The following is a 22,359-nucleotide window of genomic DNA, read 5'->3' as shown; positions in this document are numbered from 1 at the left end:
GGATTCGGAACGGCGAAAGTATGAGGAGTCACGGCGTACGGGAGATTGATTGCGGGATATCCTCGGTATCGGGAGGCAATATTGGGAGATTATTATAAAAAAGAACAGTATACTCTGTGAGCATACTGTTCCGGTAGTTTTTTTAAGTGTAAATAGTTTATTTACCAGCTGCAGGCCATAAACCATCGAAACGTGAGTTTCCATAATCAATTCCTTCTGCACTGATTACGAAGCTGATCAGCATACTGTTGCTGTCGATAGCGTCGAAGTCTACTTCGTGCTGAATCACATATCCGTTTTCCCATTTCAGGGTGATCAGTGTTCCTTCTTCGTGAGATTTGTTGAAAACGATTTCTCCTACTGTAGGCTTATATTTTCCGTTCAGTAAGCTTTCAAGGATGTCTGATTTGTCAGTAGCTTCTACTGTAACTTTGATCAATGCATTGGAAGGATCTGATGCTACACGTCCGGATACGTCTGTAGATCTCGATACGCTGTAGTTCATTTTTAATAATTTCTGTCCTTCGCCGTTGTTGAATTTTAAGATTCCTCTTGAGTTTCTTTCTGCCATGATTGTAAATTTTAATCGTTAATAATATTTTGTTGTTCAATAATTATATAGCAAATATAAAACGGTTGATCCTGATAAAAAAGCTTTTGACATGAAATCTGAAAAATTGTAGTAGTTCTACGATTTCTTGTCGTAATTCTACGACACCGGACTTAAAACAAAATATAAACAATTAATAATAAACGATTTAACAACAATTTAAAAACAGAAACAGAACCTCTATTATTCCACCATCAGGAGAGATATGCGCAGTAAAAAGCTCTTATTATTGGATTTTAAACTGAACAGGATGGGACTTCCAAATGATGTTTAAAGCTGATCACCGGAGTACCAATAAATATTCTGATAATTATTTTTCCTTTCTCTCTTTGAAAACTTCAGTTCACTCTGAATTTCTTTCAAAAACTCTTTCAATTTGGCTCCTTTTTCTTCTTCAAATTGATTTTTATACTCCACGTCATATAAATGGATACTCTTCTTATTTTTCAGAGAGAAAGTAAAGTAGATTTTTGAGCTTTTCAGCTCCGGTGTTTCTGTTTCATAATCATGGGCATACAATCCTGTAATATCAGCTTTAGCATACTTCTGAAGCCTTTTTCCTTTTCTCAGATAAAGATAGTGCTCATCAAATCCTATAGCAACTTCTACAGAAAGTGCTTTCAATAGTACATAACAGGTTCCAAAGTACAGCAATGCAAAGAGGATTATAAAAGATAAATTGAAATCTCCATGTAATAAAAAGTAATATAACGCTCCGTAAAAAGCCAGGGACGGGATGATGATGAATATTGTCCAGATCATGTGAAAGGGCAAAACATTTTTGAAGATGAACTCTTTTCTTTTTTTCATTCTATACATAATATTCCCCAAAAATAAAGCTATTCCTGCTTCGCTTCCAAAGCTGATGCTATTAAATAAAAAATACAGAAGAGTTTGCTCACCTGCTTGATCCAAGTATATACTATTTCTTATATAGTGCGTAGTATTAGGAATAAATACAGTATTAATAACTTAGGTTATAATATATTTATTTGATTTGAGTAAAATACCGATTAATAAGCCAGCTATAACCCTTTTTTTCATTAAACTAAATCATTGTTTAAACATTTTTGCAAACTCATCTTTGGGCATAAAAAATTTCAAATATTGCTCTACAAATATAAAATTCAAAGGATCCGAAACATGAAAAGGATCTGATGTAAAACCTCCCTTCAAATTGTGTATATCTCTTGGAAATACAGGGACAGGATTGTTTTCAGTACCATATTTGGGATCATTAAGCTGATCTTGGTTGATTTGCACAGAGATTTTATCCCCTTCTTCATTATCTCCTAATACCCACCATCTATCATTAGATTTTTTGTCAAAGCCATCAAAAATCAATAGAGCAAAAAACTTTTTATGCCGGCTGTCATAAAAATAATATTTCTTTAAAAAAGCAGATGGGCGGCCTCGTCTGCTTAAGCCAGCAATATATTGTTTATTCTCGGTTTTAGCATTTTGTGGTAAGATGATCATTTCTTTTTTTGAGTGTGATATATAACTGTTTATTTCATTTTCTGAAGGATCATTTCCTCTGAAAAACAAGAAATTAATAAGAATTATAAATAAAGGTATACCTATCAATAGACCAATTACGAAACCCATTTTTTTCATAAAATATTATTTTCTATGTGCAATAACTCCAATATTGTTTTTATTATCTGCTTTATCCATTTCTCTTTGTTTTAGCATTGCCTCAGACTGCAGACTATTCTCATACACATTCACCGACTGCTCTAATGCAAAACCTACCACAGCACCTCCCAAACCAAGTCCTACTCCCTTCAGAGCGTCTTTCCAATTATAATCTAAAAAAGAACGGGAAGCAATGTCTGCAGCCAGTTCACGACTTGCCTGACGGGAAGCATCACCTGCAATACCTGCATTAATAGCATCTGTACTATATTGGGTCATTTCACGGGTTACAGCCTGGTTATGCTGGGTTATTTTATACATTTCACTACCTTCTTCAACGGCATCAGCACCTAATCCGATCCCTTCTTCAATTCCAGTTTCAACAGCTTCGGATTGAAATTTCTCCATATCATAAGTAGAGTTTTCTCCATCCTCAAATTTTATATCACATCCTATAGCGATCAACATTCCCGGGATATTTGCTCCTCCTGTTAAACCGCCAATCAATCCCGCACCAAATTTGCTGAGTGCCTGTGCTGTAATTTCTTTCGCATTATTATTACTGATAAATGTTGCTGCCTCATTGGCAATAGCATCATCTACAATAAGCGTTATCTTACCTCCAACACTGCAAGCCATGAAAGAACTGTTCAATAATGCGTTTTTTTTCTCAAACATTACATTAGTATGGAAGTTCTCCCATTTTGATTCCAATGTTGCATCACAATCATGAGCCTCTCTGTAAAATCCATAAGCCAGAGCCCCCACAGTACCAACTGCGCCAATTACAACACCAGCTGTAGAGGTAGCTGCAACAGCAACTGCGAGTAATGCAGGTGCGGCAAGACCTCCTGTTGCAACACAAAGAAGTATTGCGCCTCCTATTGCTAAACCTGCACATAGCATTGCAAGCCCACCCCATTTTTTAGCTGCCATTTTACATTTAAAAGTTTCACTTATTTTTTTGTCATCAACAGTCAAAAAATAATGAGCCTTATTTGTATTATAAACACTAGGTTCACTTCTGGAAACCCCTATTTTAAGTGGACCAGGAACCTGCATATTAGTACAAACTACATTTACACTTTGAATGATATAGGAATCTGCCATTATTCAATTTTTTGTAATTTATAATTAACCAAAAGTTGTACATTGTTTTTAACCTCTTCGATAACAGTAATATCAGCGTGCTCAAGCCACTCCTGTTCTTCATCATAGACAACCCTTTCCCTGTAACTGATATTATACTCAGAAAATCTGTAATGTATTACAGGTTTATATTTTTCTTCATACTGTTTCTGAATCCGGTCTGAGTGCTGAATTTCTTTACCAATTGAGCTCACTTTTCTAATAAGAATTTTAGATTCAGTTTCTCGTAATAAATCCTGCTTAATATGCAAATCTATGATTTCTCCCAAAAAAAGTTGAGAATAAAACTTTCTTTTATAGGGCTCCAGTTTATCCTCTGCATTCACTAAATGCTTATCAAAAAAAGCATCAAAAAACATTTTCGTTTTTAGATCTTCAATCAGAGTTTCTTGATTTATAATTTGTTTTTCGGCCATATTTATAAAAGATCTGATCGCCTCGGCTGCTTTAGGGTTTCTTACAAATGAATAGCCTTCTTCAAGCTTATGTTTATGTTTCTGCCAATGTTTTATGATATCATCATGATTAATAATCTTTTCAATATTACCGGATTGAATATTGATTTCCAAAATAACACCATTACATTTTATACGATCCAGATCTGCCACTAATAAAACAGCATCCTGATACTGGTTAGGATTCATTACTACTATCTGATCCGTTATACTGACTTCTACAACAGGTATGTTATTGATCTTTCTTTTTTTTACAATATATTCTCTTTTTGTATCAGCTGTATTGGTAGGTATTCCATTAAGTTTTGTAATAACAGTTTGCTCGCATCTGTACCTTGCTGTATCTTCATATTCATCATTAATATTTACAATCCTTTTTTCCCTATTTTTTTCTAATAATAAAAAATTTAACTGTATCGGAATTTCTTTTCCAATAATCATGCTTGTCAGACCGCAATTATCATTATGGAAGTTTATAAGCTCTTTAACTGATAAGTCATGATCATTTGCTATTGATTCTAAAGTATCTCCTTTTTTTATATCATATCTAATAATCTCCATATCATTAATTTATTTCTACAGGCTTTCCTTCGACAACAGTTTTTCCATTAAAAACAGCTTTTGCACTTCCACTTCCTGTAATTGTAGAGGAAGTTTTTCCTTTTATTTCAATGATATCACTTTCAATAATGATTTTGGTACTGGTAATTTCAATATAACTGGTATCAGATACTTTTATCTTAACGGAAGTTTTCCCACTCAGATCAATAACTCCATCACTCCCCATTGTAAGAACACTTTGCTCTTCTCCCACAGTATGGGTACTTTTTGAAGTGACATTAACAGTACTTTTATTTCCAATTTTTACTGTACTGTCGTTTCCGATCTCTTCTTTGCTGTTGTTACTTACTTTTGTATCTATATTTCCTGTTCCGCTCAAAGTAACATGATTTCCGCTTCGGTCTTTAATCTCAATTCCGCATCCGTCATGAAACTGGATAATATTTCCGCTTTTACTGCTTAAGCTCATAATATTATTTCCGGCACCACCACCGCCTCCGATACCTCCATGGTACATTCCCCCCATCACAAACGGGCGGTCAGGATGCTGGTGTACGAAGTTGACGATCACCTGGTCTCCTACTTCCGGTACAGACATGAAGCCACGGTTCTTATTGACTTTATCACTGCTTCCGGCATCAGGTGACATGACACGGATAAATTCTGAGATATCAGGGCCGTTCTGCCAATCAAACTGGACCTGAACTCTTCCCTGGTTTAAAGGATCCGTATTGGAAATTACTTTGGCAAACTGGGCTTCTGCTCTTGGGGTTTCGAATTCCGGCCGTGGGATAAAACCTGTATCGGCGGCAATTGCTTCAAACTGACCGTCATAATATCCTCTTGCATCTACTTCATGGGTAACTTCCAGAATCATCAATTTGGTAAAGTAAGATGTATCACTACTGTCTGCCTTACGCATTTCAATATCAGCGGTACATCCAGGATAGAGGAAAGGTACTGTTGTAGTTCCTGAAGTGATAAAAACTTCTGAGGCCTTACTTCCTGCGGTTCCTTTCTGAGAAGCATCGATATCCATAAAAGATGAAGCTTTGATGGGAGCAACTCTCAAAGAAGGTGTAGTAAAGGTTTTTTCTGAGATTTCATAGGCCCTTCTGGCAATATCAGAGGTATGGTTTATTTTCGAACTTCCGGCAGTAAGCTTTTCATTTTTGCTGCTGTTATAGCCATAAAAAGTCGGGCTTACATGCTGTGCTCTCATTTTAATGGCAATATCACTTACGGTGCTTCCATAAGTAAGTTTTACAGGTTTCTCCTGAGGGGGAAGTTTTCCGAAATGCAGCACTTCACCGTCATAGTAAAACTGCTCACCGTAAGCTTCCGCCATTCTGGCAAGGTAGTTATAATGGGTTTCTTCGTATTGTGAGCTATAGGAAACATTGCCATACTGGGCATCTACCCTGAAGTCAAATTTATTTTGTCCAAGGCCTTCTCTGATGACATGATCTGCAATACTGTTCAGGCTGACCGGCTGGCTTCCTCCAAAGCTCTGAATATGCGGAGCTGCATCCAGAAGTACAGTGGGACTGTATCCTTTAAGAACGATATTCCCAAGACTTCCCTTTTCCTGACTGAAACCAACTTCCGTCACAACTCCTACAAAGTTTCGTTCTGCTCCTTTATCAATATCCTTATATTTGAAGACCACTGTAATTCTCTTTCCTAAAAAGTTCTGAGCATTTTCCAGGTTATGATTTTCAGCACTTCCTAAAGTATCATGGGCAAGTGTCAGATTAAATTCATGATGTTTGCTCGCACTCTGCACCAGTTTGAAATGCTTGAAATGCTTAATCATCTGCCCTTCAATCACGATATCCAGCTTCACCACACGGTTGATACCGGCGATAATACTTTGTGGGATTGCTTCGGCATTATGTATTTTTGAGGTAGGCTGCCTGGCCCACACTTTATTTTCAACGATAGACGGGTTGTTCGGAACAAAAGTCTGGTTCATGAACATATCTGCCCCCTGTTGTTCTGTTTTTACAGTATTTTTTATATGATCTCCCGCTTTATTTAATTTTGCATCTGTTTTTTGGGCAATATTTTCTTTGGCTGCATCCTTCAACTTCTCCTTACTGCCTTTTACAGTAGTCTTCGGGTTCTCTACTTTAATTGTTTTGTCATCCTGAAACATAGCGTTTTGTGTTTAAAATTAACTATTAAATAAACTGCTGATAGTACAGCACACAGAATCAAAAAAATATAGGCTGAAATCTTAGTATTCTATGATTAATTGGGTTAAATCCCGGTACGCTGTACATGGAAAAACAGAACAGCATACTCTTGCAAGCCGCTGTTCTGTACCAATTTTATTTTTACTAAGATGATGAATAGGCTTATTTACCTGCCGAAGGCCATAAACCATCGAAACGTGAGTTTCCATAGTCAATTCCTTCTGCACTGATTACGAAACTGATCAGCATACTGTTGCTGTCGATAGCGTCGAAATCTACTTCGTGCTGGATCACATATCCGTTTTCCCATTTCAGGGTGATCAGTGTTCCTTCTTCGTGAGATTTGTTGAAAACAATTTCTCCTACCGTAGGCTTATATTTTCCGTTCAGTAAGCTTTCAAGAATGTCTGATTTTTCAGTAGCTTCTACTGTAACTTTGATCAATGCATTGGAAGGATCTGATGCTACACGTCCGGATACATCTGTAGATCTCGATACGCTGTAGTTCATTTTTAATAATTTCTGTCCTTCGCCGTTGTTGAATTTTAAGATTCCTCTCGAATTTCTTTCTGCCATGATTTGTAAATTTTAATCGTTAATAATATTTTGTGATTCGGTGATTGTATAGCAAATATAGAGGCTCTTTTTTTCTAAAAAAAACTTTTCACTATAAATCTCAGAAATTGTAGTAGTTCTACGATTTCTTGTCGTAATTCTACGACATTTGACTTAATAAACAAATACAACAGTCTGAAAATCAAAATCTTAAATACAAATTAAAAAATCAAATACTATTATATTTTTCCACTCCAAAGAGAAATATTAATAATTTTTAATAAAAATTAGCAATCTTTTAACAGATGGCTGAATCAAAAAAAATAAACTGTTGTTTGAAAAAATATGGAGTAGCTTAATCCTGAAAATTGAAAAATCAGAAAGCTCTTACCCAAAATAGTACGCGAAAAACTCTCTGAAAATTGAGTAAAAATCTCTTATTTCAAAATATTGCGGGCTTGAACTTTCAATAGCATGGAATTGAGATTTTTTGAAGAGCTTTTTAATTCTTGTCTGGTGGTAATACTGGGAAACGGAAATTACTTTTTTAAAATGCAGACTATCACATATTCTGATGGCATTCTTAACGGTCATTTCAGTATTATTTCCATTATTATCTACAATGATATCTTTTTTTGGAATATTTTTTTTCACCAGATATTCCTCCATTTTGTTTCCTTCCCAATAGCCTTCTTTGCCCAACCCTCCGCTTACGAGAATCTTTTTTACCCGGCCTGAAGTATATAATGTAATACTCTGATCCATCCGGGCTGCCAGTCTATCCGATAAGGTTCCGTCTTCATTCACTTTATTTCCCAAAACTACAGCTACATCGGCTTTTCCCTGCCTGTCAATCAATCCGTCAGCTATGATATAAACACAGTGAATAAAAAACCAGAGAACCGGTAATAAGAAGATATATTTTAATTTATTTTTCATCATGTAGCTTTATAGAATGTAATAGGACCTTCTTAAAAAAAGAAGATCCTACTATTTTGTACGGATAATATGGATTATCTTATTGCTGAACAGCAGCTCCTTCTTTTATGGAACGCATCAGTATTTTATTTTTTCTCAAAAGAAAATCAGGCATCAGATCGGTTGGCAGATAAAGGGTACTTTCTCCTTTTTTCTGCAGTTCTTCTTCAATTCCGGGATTCCATGCCAGAATTTTGTCAACATCTACGTTCAGTTCAGCAGCAACAACCTTCAGATTGAAACCGGCATTGATATCAGTTTCAGAAAGAACCTCATCTGTTACTTTACGGTTCCCGTTTTCAAAGAAAACCTTATGAAGTCTCGAAGAATTGTAATTGCTCAGCACGCTTTGAAGCTCACCTGTGGCATAGCACGCATTCAGATATTTCTTCACGTGATTGATGGTTTCCCCTGGAAGATATTTAGAAAACTCATGGTATTGAGAGGAGCCTGCTGCCTGCATGGCTTTTGCAATATTTCCTTCGCCACAGTTATAAGCAGCCACTACCGTTACCCAATTATTGTATTTTTTGTAAAGATTACTCAGGGAAATCGCAGCGGTCTTGGTACTTTTATAAATATCTGTACGGCCCTGCTCGGTAAGCCCGTATTGGTTCGCATGTGCAGTCATAAACTGCCAGATCCCCACGGCCCCTGCTCCTGAAGTAATATTTTTGTTAAAATGAGATTCTATCAGTGCCAGATTTCTCAGATGCTTTGGAAGCCCCTTCTGAAGAAGCAGCTGCTCTATAAATTCTACAAGATCTTTATTGGCATTAATGATTCCCTTATACTTTTTCACACTGCTTTCTGAGGTATCGGAAGCAGCAAGAAACTGCCCGTTTACAAAGACAGTTGTTCCCATTAGCAGTAAACCTGTAAAGATATTCCTGACAATCGTTTTCATCTTAAATGTATTTAATAAGCAAAAAAGGTAAAAAGGCTCAAGGCAGTTTTTTGCTGTTAAGCCTTTTTACGATATCCTTTAATCTACTTTCCAGCTTAGTTTATCTTCTTCTTTATTCCAGTCTACATGGATGGTCTGGCCGGATTTTACTTCTTCTCTCACAATCATTTTAGAGATTGGTCTGGCAAGCTGTGCACGGATCACTCCCGAGATCTGTCTCGCTCCATATTTACTGCTGAATCCTCCCAATGCAAGGTTTCTCACAGCATCATCACTGATCTGCAGAGCAATTCCCAGTCTCGTCAGCGAGGTATGAAGTGATTTCAGCTGGATATTGAAGATTCTTTCTGCAATAGATTCCGTGATCGGTGCAAAAGGAATGATCTCTGTAATTCTTGCCAGGAATTCCGGTCTGAATCTGCCTGAGTTTGACATGATCTGCATCAGTGACGATGATTCCGGAACTTTGCCTTCTTCAAACTGTTTTACAATTTCTTCACTTCCGATATTGGAGGTAAAGAGAATCAGAGCATTGCTGAAGTCTCCTTCTTTCCCCAGTTTATCATGTACTTTTCCTTCGTCCATAATCTGAAGGAATACATCAAAAACGGAATGGTGGGCTTTTTCAATTTCATCAAATAAAACAACGGTATAAGGCTGTTGTCTGATTTTGTTGACCAGCATCCCTCCTTCTTCATAACCTACATATCCCGGAGGCGCACCATACAATAACGCTGCAGAATGTTCTTCTTTGAATTCTGACATATCGAAACGTACCATGGCCTTTTCATCGTTGAAAAGCAATTCTGCCATAGATTTTGCCAGCTCTGTTTTACCGGTTCCGGTAGGTCCTAAAAGGAAGAATGATCCTATCGGCTGCCCCGGTTTGTTTAATCCGCTTCGGTTTTCTACGATAGCATCGGAAAGGATTTTTAGAGCATGGTCCTGCCCTACTACCCTGTTTAGGAGAAGGGATTCCATATTCAGGAGCTTTTCTTTTTCCTGTGCCTGAATTTTCCCGATCGGGATATTGGTTTTGGCAGCCATTACAGCAGCCAGTTCAAGACGGTCTACTTTTTCTCTTTTCTTTGCTGCATGCTGTAAAAGCTCTGCATAGGTATCTTCAATGATCTTCTGGATCTGATCTACCGGCATAGCGTTGTCCAGGGCAGGTTGTTCACTAAGGGATCCCCAGAGAATAGGGCTTATTTTATCCCTTAATAAATTATACGTCCAGATCAGCTCGTCAGCTTTGTCTTTGCTGTCTGCATATTCTTCTTTTAAGATGGCATCATAGCTTTCTTTCCAGCTGTCCAGTTCTTTTTCTGAAAGCTCATCAAGCATTTTGATGGCAGCCATCGTTCTGTCTAACAAGTCAATAGCCGCATCCGGTAATTTCTTACCTTTTGCATATCTTTTTGCCAGACGTACGCATTCCGGAAGGGCTGTTTTTTCCACCTCGATGCCATGGTGTTTTTTGTAGCCTTCAAGGAGTACGTCAATCATTTTCACACAGGTCTTTTCATCCGGCTCATTAACGGTTAATACCTCGAAACGACGGTTGAAAGCCTGTTCCGGCTCAATAATTTTTCTGTATTCTTCCTGGGTAGTTGCTCCGATTACGGTAATTTCTCCTCTTGCCAATTCAGGTTTCAAAAGGTTGGCTACGTTTCCGATGCTTCCTTTCGGGTCTAAAAGGGTGTGGATCTCATCAATGAAAAGGATTGCTTTTTCAATTTTTTTACATTCATTGATCACTTTCTTCAGACGGTCTTCAATTTCACCTTTGTAAGAGGTTCCTGCAAGCAATGCTCCGGTATCCAGCTCTAAAAGGGTTCCGTTTTTAAGCATCTCCGGAACGTTCCCTTTTGTAATTTCAATGGCAAAACCTTCTACCAATGCTGTTTTTCCTACTCCCGGCTCTCCGATAATGATTACATTCGGTTTGCTTCTCCGGCAAAGGATCTCCACCAGCATTCTCAATTCTTTGTCTCTACCGATGATATTTTCAAGTTCTCCTTTTCTTGCCTGTGCTGTTCTGTCTACACAATAGCTTTTAATAGAAGGAAAGGAGGAATCTGTATAATCTGATCCGTTGGAAAATATTGATGAGAAATCTCCATCTTCTGAAACGGTAAACGGTGTATCTTTTCTGTACAGGTTAAAGATTTCATGTTCTCTGAGCGGAAGTGATTTCAGCTGCTGAAGAGAGAATACCACCTGAGGTTTTACAATGGCTGTCAGAATACAGATGGGGGTAATCTCATCCAGTCCCAGTTTCAGACGGATATCATCTGCTTCTTCTATAAGGGTATCTACAGCATCGTCCTGCCCTACTTCATCCGGCAGGTGTGCTGTTTTAGGATATTCTTCAATACGGACGTCTGCCCATTCATAGAAATATCCAGGATCTTTATCTATGCTTTTCAGGAATTCATTAAGGCCGATATCTTTATGCATTAAAGCCTGCAGAATATGCGGACCTCCATACGTTCCATTATAGTTTTCCTTCGCTATCGACTGAGCAATATGAAATAGTTGCTTTACTGTTTCGTTGGTTACTAGTACTCCCATTTATAATTTTTCTTATATTAATATATTTGCGTTCTGTTTTGATCTTGCTTCCGGATCATCTGAAAATGTTCCGGAAATTATTTTTTTAGTGTCTCTAAAATTAAATATTTTATTCTAAATGAGATAAAGATAGTTAATTCTTCTATTAGAGAAGTAACAGAGGGCTTTTTTCTTTTTTAACCGGTTGCCGAGATGATCTATACATCACCCATTTCAGGATCTTACTGATCTTAAATATTCAAAAAGTACAATAAAATTAAACTTACCCACTGCAATCCTATATATAGAAAATCATGGCTGAAGGCTCTGCCAGCTCATGCAATTTTTCAATAAGGGTTGTTTTAATGATATCATAGAAATTGGCATGCTCATCTCCCAGGTTCAGTTCATCAAATTTTATTTTATTCAGAGCATAGCCCAGAATACGTTTGAGGATTTTATTTTCTGAGCTGCTCCTGAATTCGTTAAGAAGTTTCATTTTGGCCAGCGCAAAATCTGCACTGGTACGAACTACAGCTGGCTGATTGGTTTTGAATTTATCCAGCACCTTATCAATAAAAGGAATCAGAATTGTTTTCGTATGGTCTTTGAGCAGCCTACTGATGATTCCTGCCATCGCATATTTGGTAGCAAAAATGGCAATTACAAACGGTGCGATAATGATCAGCAGATAGAAAAGTCCTGCCGATACAGGTTTAGCCATAACTGTAGCCACTATAAATGCCAGAGCTCCACTGTGGCCCAGTGATGAGCCTAAACTTTCTGCCAGAATATAAATTCCCAGTACGAGGACAGTAATAGTCGAAATTATGCCTATAGCATAGATCTTAAACAGACTGAAGATGAATACAGCAGATAGCTTTGAGAAATATTTCAGGTGATCGGTGATTCTGTTCATTGATGGTGTTGAAGTTGTCAGGTTATTGTTTTGCTTTTCAAGGTAAGAAAAATTACTCTATTTTTAAAAGTAAAAGGGATGACCGTCTCCGTTGTAGGCATCCTTATACCGTATATATGCATCAGCGTCTGTTTCTTTAACTTCGCCTGTTTCTGAATTCACCCAGATTCCACCGGTATAGGCCTCAGGGATTTTCGGCCGGAATATGGATGTAAATACATAATTCCCATCAATAACAAAAAAAAGCCAGCCTTCCGGAGGTTCTCCTTTATCCATAGCATATTTCTTCTGAATATCCCATGCCTGCTTAAGTTTTACAGTTGCTCCTGCTTCAAATTTTTTGAACTCATCACTATTATAGGTTATTATATGATGTTTATCTGCATAGCTGCAATGGATCAATAAACTTGAGATAAAAAAGGTTATGATGATGTATTTTATTGTGTTCATTTTATAGGTGGGTATTGTTTATCTTTTACTTCTTTCTCAATAAATAAAAACAGTACATCATTTTCTTTGAATTCCGGAGAAAATTGTTTTGGTAAAATATTAATAAAAGTATTTTTCTATGATAATTTTTTTATCCTTATCAATACTTTCTTTTTTTATAATACGCCCTACATCGTCAAGAGAAAATTTTATAGATTCTGTTTGAAGAACTTCTTTTTCCTGAGATAATTTTCCGTTTTCAACCCTGTTGGAGAAACCAAAATTATTTATCAATACATTGATTTGTTTTTCCAGATAAGTATAATTCCTGTCTGTTTCAGCAAACGGAATTTCAGAAGGATCACTAATTTTTTCCCAAGCTAATTTTCTTTGTTGCTCAATGTTGATCGCCTGCCATTTTTTGTTGACCAAAACAGATGTATTGGTAATTTTGTATTCAAGTTGTTTTTCATTTGTAAGCTGATCATTGGTGTAAGAATATGTTTTTTTGAAAAAAAGGTTGATTAATTTATTAGAATCACTTTTATCTATCTCGGCAGAATATTCAATGACATTTATAATTCTTCCCTTAGAATCATATGTAAATTCTTCTACCTGATTCTGATCATCAGTATATTTTTTTACCAGCTGTCCGGAAGAGTTGTATTGGTATTTGAATACTATTTTTTCACCCTGGCTATCCCATTCTTCCGAGACAATATTTCCTTCATTATTGTAATTATATTTAATTTGCTTATCTGGTGTCTGAGTCTCTATTAAATTACCATTACTGTCGTAGGTATTCCTGATGGTTGTTTTATTATTTTGTTGAACCTTCAATAACTGTCCAAATTTGTTATACTCATAAGAAATGTCATTTGTTTTCATAGTATTACCAACCGGATATTCAATGTTTTTCTTTAATAATAGACCCGTATCACTTGTGACGTTTTCTGTTTTAAAAGTTCCGGTTGCTGTTCCGGTTTCTCCCGTTGAAAATGTTTGATACTTCTCTACTTTTGCAGGTAAAAAATAAAGCATATTATTTATTTTGATGAGTCCTTCGCTGTAGACTTCCGGAAAATAAACATTATAGACAGATCGTTTCAAATCTATCATTAAGATTTTATTTCCGTCAGGCTTGTAAAAAGAAACTTTATCATTAATCTTTTCAAAAGCGGTTTTATGATTTGCAAACTCCTCTACAGAATTAAATTTTTCAACGGGTTCATTACTTTCCAATGATTTTGATTTATTTGGATGACAAGTTATCGCCATACCCGTAAGCATCCATATTTTAAAGATGATCAATATACTCTTATTTAATTTCATTTAATATAACTTAGAGGATTCCTTTATAAATTCTCTATTTCAAAATAATCAAAATAATTAATTTCAGAATCCTTTTTGTTAGAATCTCCTACTACAAATTTTTGTTGAATCGTTTTATTAGTATTTTTTATTTCTACATATAGTTCTCTATTTCTGTAATCTGAATTATTTCCAAAAATGAATTTACTATTATAACAGTCTGAAAAGAAAAATTTAGCTGGTATTGCCATAAAGACATCCATTGAATTAAAAATTTTAAAATTATCCAGTTCTGTAGTAATTTTTAAATATTTACTTTCAACAGTATAGTTTAAAATATACATCTTATTTTTAAAATATATAATAGATTTTTCAGGAAAGTGTGGTTGAAAAAATGTTTTTATTGAATCATATTTTTGCACCTGATAATATTCGTCTTCTTTAATTCTTTTGGGATTAAAATATGATACATACTCTACTAAATTATTATCTTCATTGAATTTCTCTTTTGACCAAAGCATACCTTTCGACTGATTAAACACTTCCTTATAGTATCCATCTTTATAGCTAGCAAAAATGGTGGAACCTTTTTTTGATGAAACTTTATAGAAACCATTCAGGAATTTTCCATCCTTAGAAAATCGTTGATTACAGTAACTATTTTCTCTTTTTACATCATCAATAGTTTTATACTTTGAAAAATCTTGCGCTGTAGCACAACTATTTGAAGTCAATATAAATAAAATCAAAATTATAAAGAAATTATTACTCATATTATTTTATAACTTTCTTGATTAAAAATTTACTATTCTGTAATTCCTTCCATTGCCAATACCATAAACTTTTAGGTTCAAAATTAGGATTATGAGTATTATTAGAATCATAATCGTAATCCATGAAATTTTCTTGTGTAGCTGAAATATCCACATCAATATATTTATTTTCATTGGCTTGTCTCTTTGTTTTAAGTTCATTTATATCACTTTGTAATGAAGCAACTGGATCTATACCCTGAGACTGTGATTGAGAGACAGCTCCTTCAGAATTAGCTAATAATTTTAAAGAACTAAACATTGAGCTTATATGAAGATAATATTTTTCTTTACTTCCCCCAAAATTTGCTGAAATTTGTTCTGGCTTCTGCACAATTGGATAATGTAAATTTTTCTCCATTATCCGTGTAAACCTTGTTTGCGCATTAACAGCGCTATTATTTAATACTTGTGGAGAATTATTTTGTTGTTTTTCTTTTAGTAATTTTTCCTTTTGTATTATATCAGCATCAAGCGTTTTATTACTCCTATATTCTTTATCCCTTAATTCAAAAGTATGATCTAGCCCTAATGAATGGGCTATTTCATGAGCAAAGGTTCCAAATTTCCTTTCTTTCACATGTTTATTAAATACAAAAGCTACATTATCTGCTCCTAAAGTATATCCATAATAGCTAAAACCACCAATATCCAATGTTTCTTGATTTTTATCTATAAAAACATAGATTGTATCATTTCTTCTTTCTTTTCCCCCTATCTTTTGATTACCAGTTAAAGTATTAAGATATGCTTGATATTTTTCTTCATAAATTTTAAACAATTCTTGATCAGTATTATTTACTGTATCACTACAATAATATGTATTTTTCTTATATTTATTATAATTTTTATTTAGTGCATTATAAAGATTTTTAATTGCCTTATCTAACTCACGTTCTTCCTTAGTTTCTTTAGTATCATCTATTGCTTTGTCTTGATGTTTACCTTCAAAATAAGGAATAGTTATACTATTGCTATATACTCCTTCTCCAGCATTCCTTTTTATCTCTCCTTTATCTATTACAAAAATATCTTCTACTGTACCTTTTATATAGATAAGAGATTGATTTAAAGAGTTAGTATTAAGATAAGTAATTACATCTTTTATAAGATTTTGAAATTCCTTTTTTTCAGCTTCTCTTTTTTGCAATTTTTTTTCATTATTTGTGACCTGTTCTTCTTCTATTACGGTAATAAATTTAGTATTGGCAATATAGACAACATTATTTTTTATAATTTTCAATTTGCCAACAACAATACCATATTGATCGTTTTGCTTTATCTCTATCTTGGCATCTTTTTCTAAAACACCTACACATGAAACAGTAATGATTATAGTACCATTTATCGATGTTTCCTTCGTAACAGAATCATTATTATCGATTTTAATATTGAGATTATCAGAAGAGATAAATATCTTAGCGTTTCCATTAGAAGTTTTCCCAGGTAAAACTTTTAAAACAAGTACTGCACTTGTTACAGGATTGTAATTAGAATCAATTTCAGAAATAGATTGTAAATTCTGTTTTGGGGGCCATAAAGAGATCCATGGTGTATAATATTTTATACCATTAAAATGCATAACATCAAAACCACTTACGGACTGTTTGCCTTTCCCACTTGTATTTTCATTATACCTATCAAAACCAAATGTTCCTTTATAATCAGAATCCTTTTTTCCAAAATTATCTGGATTTTGGCTATTTGATCTAAATATATCAACATAGAAATCTAAATCCTCTGCTCCAATTATTGGTGCTTGCCCATTAGTAGCATACAAAACACCATTTTTTAAACCATTCTGTCCAAATGGACCATTTACAGAGATATTATTTATATTATCTTTTGCATAAACTTTGCAGCTTCCACCAGTAATTTCAATATAATCTCCTCCTATATAAGACTCTTTACACACACTCATGATTAATGGTTTTTAGATATTTCTCCTGAATTATTTTGTATCTCTTTTTCAGAATGCTGCTCATAAGAACCTGTACTTTGAGCTGTTATTTTTCCATTGCTTACCCGAAGCCTGTCTTTTTCTGTATGAGATTCTTTATTTCCTGTAATAAATTCTACCATTTTACCTACAACATTCGTCATAAAGTTAGTTCCCACAGAAATATTTTTCATCATCCCTACACTTTCAGTATGATTCATGGTAATACTGTCAGATTTATTCATCCCTACACTTGTATTCATATTCTCCCCCACATTAATATTCATATTCTTACAGTTCAGGGTCATGGTTTCCGGGGCTGTGATGGTGATATTGCTTCCTGTAGTATCCAGATGGATCTCATTGCCGCTTTTATCTGTGATGATAATGCTTTCATCTTCTGTAAAGACTACTTTGTGCCCGCTCCTGGTCTGGATAGATTTTACACGGTTATCGATTCCGCCTCCAAGGCCGATTCCGCCGTGGAACATTCCGCCCATGACAAAAGGTCTGTCAGGATGATTGTGTACAAAATTGACCATAACCTGATCTCCTACTTCGGGAATGGCTACATAACCGCGGTTTTGGGTAATTCTGTCTGTTCCTCCGGCATCCGGGCTCATAACCCGTACAAAATGCGTCGTATCATTCATCTGCCAGTCGAATCTTACCTGTACCCTTCCCTGTCCTTCAGGGTCTGCATTGGCTACCACGGTTGCGATCTGAGGTTGTGCGACAGGAACTGTAAATTCAGGTTTGGGTAAAAATCCTGTGTCGGCTGCAATGGATTCAAAACTTCCGGTATAGTGACCGATGGTATCAATTTCGTGAACGGCATCCGTAATCATCACTTTGGTAAAATAAGAGGTTTCATTGCTGTCAGGTTTTCTCATATAAACATCTGCAACGCAACCGGGGTGCAGAAACGGAACTGTTGTAGAACCGGAAACTGAGAATACACTTACAGCTTCACTTCCTGCAGTGCTTCTCTGGGAATGTTCTACGTCCAGATGGGTAGATGCTTTGATGGGTGCTACCTGAAGTGCCGGCGTTTTATATATATTTTCATTATGGCTGTATGCTGTTTGGGCAAGATCCCCCAAATGTTTTACAGGTGTTTCCCCTGAAGTCAGTTTTTCATTTTTGCTGCTGTTGTAACCGTAATATTGTGGTTTTGTATGAACAGCCTTCAGCTCTACCCTGATATCATTCGCATTGCTTCCGTAGACCAGTTTGATCGGCTTATTCTGAGGCGGAAGTTTCCCGAAGTGCAATACTTCACCATCATAATAAAACTGCTCGCCATAGGCTTCTGCCATCCTTGCGAGATAATTGTAATGCGTTTCATTATACTGGCTGCTGTAGATGATCTGAGAATAGTCATTCGTATCCACTCTTATATCAAAACGCCCTTTATCAATTCCCTGTCTGATTACTTCTTCCGCAATGATTCCCATATTAACAGCCTGTCCGCCGCCAAAACTCTGGATATGCGGAGCTCCATCCAGCAAAATAGTAGGACTGTATCCTGAAATTACAATATTCCCAAGGCTCATCTTTTCCTGGCTGAAACCTACTTTGGTAATGATTCCCACAAAATTCCTTTCCGGACTGTTTTCAATATCTTTATAGGCAATCACTGCTGTGAGCCGCTTCCCAAGGAATTTATTCGCTTCTTCAAGAGTATGACTTTGTCTGTCTCCCAACGCATCATGGGCTAAAATAAGATTGAATTCGTGGTGGTGATTTGCTTTTTGCTTAAGGGTGAAATGTTTATAGTATTTAATAATCTTACCTTCCACCACCAGCGACAGCTTTACCAGCCGGTTGATTCCTGTATGATGGTTCTCAGATATGGCATCTGCATTTTGAGCAGGCCGGAAAGATGGTCCCTTCGTTGACAATTCGGTTTTCATATGCTTTGTGTTTGATTTGGTGAGTATTAAAGATAATAATATTTTGCGAAACAGCTATTTCTTAAGTTTAAATAAAGAAAAATTTCAGGCAAAAAAGACTGTCTTTAACAAGGACAGTCTTTTTCTTATGAATGTTGATAATGTGTATAATTTTCAGATGTATCATCAGCTTATTTACCAGCTGCAGGCCATAAACCATCGAAACGTGAGTTTCCATAGTCAATTCCTTCTGCACTGATTACGAAACTGATCAACATACTGTTGCTGTCAATAGCGTCAAAGTCTACTTCGTGCTGGATCACATATCCGTTTTCCCATTTCAGGGTGATCAGTGTTCCTTCTTCGTGAGATTTGTTGAAAACAATCTCTCCTACCGTAGGCTTATATTTTCCGTTCAGTAAGCTTTCAAGGATGTCTGATTTGTCAGTAGCTTCTACTGTAACTTTGATCAATGCATTGGAAGGATCTGATGCTACACGTCCGGATACGTCTGTAGATCTCGATACGCTGTAGTTCATTTTTAATAATTTCTGTCCTTCGCCGTTGTTGAATTTTAAGATTCCTCTCGAATTTCTTTCTGCCATGATTTGTAAATTTTAATCGTTAATAATATTTTGTGATTCGGTGATTGTATAGCAAATATAGAGGCTCTTTTTTTCTAAAAAAAACTTTTCACCATAAATCTGAAAAATTGTAGTAGTTCTACGATTTCTTGTCGTAATTCTACGATATTTGATTTACAAACTACTATGCAACTCCTGTCAATAAGGCATTTTAAATTATTTCCCGATTTTAAGAAAAATATAATTTTTACACTATAAAGAGAAATAACAGAGTAAAAATCAAACCAAAAAGTGAACATTGAGAAAGGAAAACTGAGAGTGCAATAAGATAATTCCGGATAGAAAATTCATGTCTATTATTTAAAGTAATTTCTGATTTCAGTTTTTCATCAACAAAAAAAGCAGAAGTACAAACTCCTGCTTTTGATATTATAAAAACTAACAATTAATGTTTAGTATACTCCGGCTGTTCTCTTGGGATCCTTGTTGGGGTAAAGTATTCATTAAGCCAGTAGAATGTCTGTCCGTTCTGCTGAATTTTTACTGCAGGATTATTTCTGTTGGCAAGCATTCTGTCTGCCAGATTTTTATAATGCTGGAAATAATTTCTTACGGTCTCACTAGGAACTACTTTTGATTTTTTCCATCCCTTCAGCTTATATTTCGCCATCAGTTCTTCTTCTGAAAGGTCGAATCCTGTACTCATTCCAATTGCATAGGACATTGGCAGCTCATAAAGCTCTCCTTTATCCAGGAATTTAATGGTAGGATTGTACTTCTTCAGCAGTTTCACATATTCCTTCACGGCTTTTGCCTGGTTAAAGTTCGGACGATCTGCTTCGGTATTCTTATATACTTCTGTGTAGAAAGCTTTCAGATTATCATATTCTGTTTCAGAAATCAGGATCCCTTTTTCTATGGCTGGCTCATAATCTTTCAGATCTTTTGGAATGTATCCTTTTACCAGGAACGGATTTCCGTAGTTGATCAGCTGTGCAGCAATTCCTGCAGATACAGGATTGGTAAGCCCCGGATACAGATACTTGTACTTCAGATCAACATCTGTTTTACCCGCTCCTACAGAAGAGTGGAAATAGTTATTAAGTGATTTATCAATATTCTGGTTATCTACCGTTACCTGTGCAATAAGGCTGTCTACAGATTTTTTCAGGAATCCAGGCGTTGCAACATCACCTTTTTTAGGGAAGATTACAAAGCCCTGAGACATACTTTGCTTAGGATAGGCCAGCGAGAAGAATCCTTCGTCGCCTTCTACCAGGCTGAAGTTATTTTTGGTAAGAACATCATACTGGTCAGTGATCTTCTGTTTTTTAAGTTCAGCAATATTTTTTGCGGTGTTAGTTACCACATTTTCTGCCATCAATACAAAATCGTTGTAGTTATCTGAAGATCTTGCATTGGTCTGGAACATAATCAGTCTTGCCTGAGCCTGTGTAAGGGAACTTATCACGCTGTACATATTCCCGCTCTGGCTGGCAGAGGTCCCTACAGTCACTACGATATTGGTTTCATCAGGAACATTTGAAAGAAGGTTTCCGGCTGCAGAAAGAGCCTCACCTACCGGCTGGTAGCCGCTGTTACTCGCACAGTTCATTTCATTACTCTTCTCAGTGATAAACGTCGTAATTTTGCTGTAATCAGTGCTCAGGTTAGAAACGGAAACATTATTTCCGCAAGGATTATTTTTATATAAAACCACCCCATATTTTACAGTACTGAAATAAGACGGTTTTTCAAATCTAAGCTGAAGATCCTGTAATAATGATTTTACAATGGAAGCATACGGTGCATTGGCAGCACTGATATCCAATGCAAAAACAATATTCATTTTCTTATCTCTTTCCGTAATCTCCTTATAACGGTCGAAATAAATTTCCTCACCCAAAACGTTGAATACGTAATTCTTGCTGTAATCTAAAATATTGGTAAAATATTTCGTCTTGAGATCAGGAGTAGGGGTTCCTTCCAATGGTAAAGTTACCGGGAAAATATTTTCTAGCGGAGGTCTTTTATTGACATCTGTAAGAAGAATTGCCGTTTTGTTTTCTGCATCTGATGCTGATCCGCCCGGATACCCTTCATGGATTCCTAAACCGGTATCACTGATTCCTGTTGTATTTTTCAGCTTTATGGCAGAGCGCTCACCCCATGTGGAGATCACATTGGAACTTACCCAACCGTAAAGGCTGGTGCCAATGCTGTCTATATCAATAGTGGGTTTCTTCCCTACCAGGAATCTCTTGTTATTTTCAGCCTGTTTGTAAACATATACCATCTGTCCGTTAGGAATTTTCACATTGGCTGTTTCAATAAGGCTTGGTGAGTTGAACACCATGATCGAGTCATTTTTATAGTACCTTTCAGCACTTCTGATGACTTCGCTGTTGTTCGGCACTACCGCTACTCTTACGGGATATCCTGTTCTTTCGCTTTTCAGGGAATTGTTCCACAGAAGCAGGTCGGATTCAGGAATCCAGCCATATGTTTTAATGGATTTTGATGAAACTTTTTTCATTAAAGCATCAGGAACATATTCTGCTACTTTTACCATTCCGTCCCTGTGTTTCAGCACCATCAGAGGCTCCAGGAATTTCACTTCTTTGTATGACTTTTCATCATCTTTATCCAGATAAGCCGTATTTCTTGAACGGTCTGAAACCACAATCCAAGGCACTGACTTTTTAGGAAATCCGTTGACTACGGGAGAGCCGTCTACCATACTGTATTGAGAAGGCTCGGGGGTTTTCTTAGACGGAAGCTTTACCTGGCAACTCGTCAATAATACTGATAACCCTATATAATATGCTGCTAGAGGAAATTTATTTTTCATCCTATTTTATCTTTT

The 22,359-nt window shown here is 36.0% G+C and carries 18 protein-coding genes; all 18 read right to left on the bottom strand.

Annotated elements, in window-relative coordinates; all coding sequences use genetic code 11:
- Window positions 1-157: 157 nt before the first annotated feature.
- Window positions 158-571, bottom strand: coding sequence for a type VI secretion system tube protein TssD (gene tssD / locus BBI00_RS20930; RefSeq protein ID WP_065400753.1), 414 nt, complete (start codon window positions 569-571; stop codon window positions 158-160).
- Between the two features lie 309 nt (window positions 572-880).
- The gene (locus tag BBI00_RS20925) at window positions 881-1,420 is read right to left on the bottom strand and encodes a hypothetical protein (protein ID WP_083988605.1); all 540 of its coding nucleotides are present in this window, start codon (window positions 1,418-1,420) and stop codon (window positions 881-883) included.
- 243 nt (window positions 1,421-1,663) lie between these two features.
- Entirely contained in the window at window positions 1,664-2,227 is a 564-nt protein-coding gene (locus BBI00_RS20920; RefSeq protein ID WP_065400765.1) for a hypothetical protein, read from the bottom strand.
- Window positions 2,228-2,233: 6 nt separating this feature from the next.
- Complete coding sequence (locus tag BBI00_RS20915) at window positions 2,234-3,358, bottom strand: PAAR-like protein (protein ID WP_065400764.1); 1,125 nt, start codon at window positions 3,356-3,358, stop codon at window positions 2,234-2,236.
- Window positions 3,358-4,413, bottom strand: coding sequence for a LysM peptidoglycan-binding domain-containing protein (locus BBI00_RS20910; RefSeq protein WP_065400763.1), 1,056 nt, complete (start codon window positions 4,411-4,413; stop codon window positions 3,358-3,360). Before BBI00_RS20910 ends, BBI00_RS20915 begins: the two co-directional genes overlap by 1 nt.
- Before the next feature lie 4 nt (window positions 4,414-4,417).
- Window positions 4,418-6,571, bottom strand: a complete 2,154-nt coding sequence (locus BBI00_RS20905) for a type VI secretion system Vgr family protein (protein ID WP_065400762.1) — start codon at window positions 6,569-6,571, stop codon at window positions 4,418-4,420.
- A 202-nt stretch (window positions 6,572-6,773) separates the two neighbouring features.
- The gene (gene tssD / locus BBI00_RS20900) at window positions 6,774-7,187 is read right to left on the bottom strand and encodes a type VI secretion system tube protein TssD (protein WP_065400761.1); all 414 of its coding nucleotides are present in this window, start codon (window positions 7,185-7,187) and stop codon (window positions 6,774-6,776) included.
- Window positions 7,188-7,553: 366 nt separating this feature from the next.
- Window positions 7,554-8,108: a YdcF family protein gene (locus tag BBI00_RS20895; protein ID WP_228394806.1), complete on the bottom strand. Its 555-nt coding sequence runs from the start codon at window positions 8,106-8,108 to the stop codon at window positions 7,554-7,556.
- Window positions 8,109-8,184: 76 nt separating this feature from the next.
- On the bottom strand, window positions 8,185-9,051 hold the full coding sequence (locus tag BBI00_RS20890; RefSeq protein WP_083988604.1) for a lytic transglycosylase domain-containing protein: 867 nt from the start codon (window positions 9,049-9,051) through the stop codon (window positions 8,185-8,187).
- A 78-nt stretch (window positions 9,052-9,129) separates the two neighbouring features.
- Entirely contained in the window at window positions 9,130-11,625 is a 2,496-nt protein-coding gene (locus tag BBI00_RS20885; protein ID WP_065400760.1) for an ATP-dependent Clp protease ATP-binding subunit, read from the bottom strand.
- Between the two features lie 277 nt (window positions 11,626-11,902).
- A complete protein-coding gene (locus BBI00_RS20880; RefSeq protein ID WP_065400759.1) occupies window positions 11,903-12,523 on the bottom strand; it encodes a hypothetical protein in 621 nt (206 codons plus the stop codon).
- 63 nt (window positions 12,524-12,586) lie between these two features.
- On the bottom strand, window positions 12,587-12,973 hold the full coding sequence (locus BBI00_RS20875) for a hypothetical protein (RefSeq protein WP_123902328.1): 387 nt from the start codon (window positions 12,971-12,973) through the stop codon (window positions 12,587-12,589).
- Window positions 12,974-13,072: 99 nt separating this feature from the next.
- Window positions 13,073-14,284, bottom strand: a complete 1,212-nt coding sequence (locus BBI00_RS20870) for an RHS repeat domain-containing protein (RefSeq protein WP_065400757.1) — start codon at window positions 14,282-14,284, stop codon at window positions 13,073-13,075.
- Window positions 14,285-14,307: 23 nt separating this feature from the next.
- Window positions 14,308-15,036, bottom strand: coding sequence for a hypothetical protein (locus BBI00_RS20865; protein WP_065400756.1), 729 nt, complete (start codon window positions 15,034-15,036; stop codon window positions 14,308-14,310).
- A 1-nt stretch (window position 15,037) separates the two neighbouring features.
- Window positions 15,038-16,996: a M12 family metallo-peptidase gene (locus tag BBI00_RS20860; protein ID WP_065400755.1), complete on the bottom strand. Its 1,959-nt coding sequence runs from the start codon at window positions 16,994-16,996 to the stop codon at window positions 15,038-15,040.
- A 2-nt stretch (window positions 16,997-16,998) separates the two neighbouring features.
- Window positions 16,999-18,930 (bottom strand): type VI secretion system Vgr family protein, encoded by a 1,932-nt coding sequence (locus tag BBI00_RS20855; protein ID WP_065400754.1) that lies wholly within the window; start codon window positions 18,928-18,930, stop codon window positions 16,999-17,001.
- A gap of 170 nt (window positions 18,931-19,100) precedes the next feature.
- A complete protein-coding gene (tssD, locus tag BBI00_RS20850) occupies window positions 19,101-19,514 on the bottom strand; it encodes a type VI secretion system tube protein TssD (protein ID WP_065400753.1) in 414 nt (137 codons plus the stop codon).
- Window positions 19,515-19,938: 424 nt separating this feature from the next.
- Window positions 19,939-22,344 carry a type VI secretion system protein TssR domain-containing protein gene (gene tssR, locus BBI00_RS20845; RefSeq protein WP_065400752.1) on the bottom strand — a complete coding sequence of 802 codons (2,406 nt, stop codon included), beginning with the start codon at window positions 22,342-22,344 and terminating at the stop codon, window positions 19,939-19,941.
- Window positions 22,345-22,359: the final 15 nt, after the last annotated feature.

It is taken from the genome of Chryseobacterium arthrosphaerae (assembly GCF_001684965.1).
Classification (GTDB): domain Bacteria; phylum Bacteroidota; class Bacteroidia; order Flavobacteriales; family Weeksellaceae; genus Chryseobacterium; species Chryseobacterium arthrosphaerae.
Note: the sequence above shows the minus strand (reverse complement) of the source record. Positions and strands in the feature narration are given on the sequence as shown.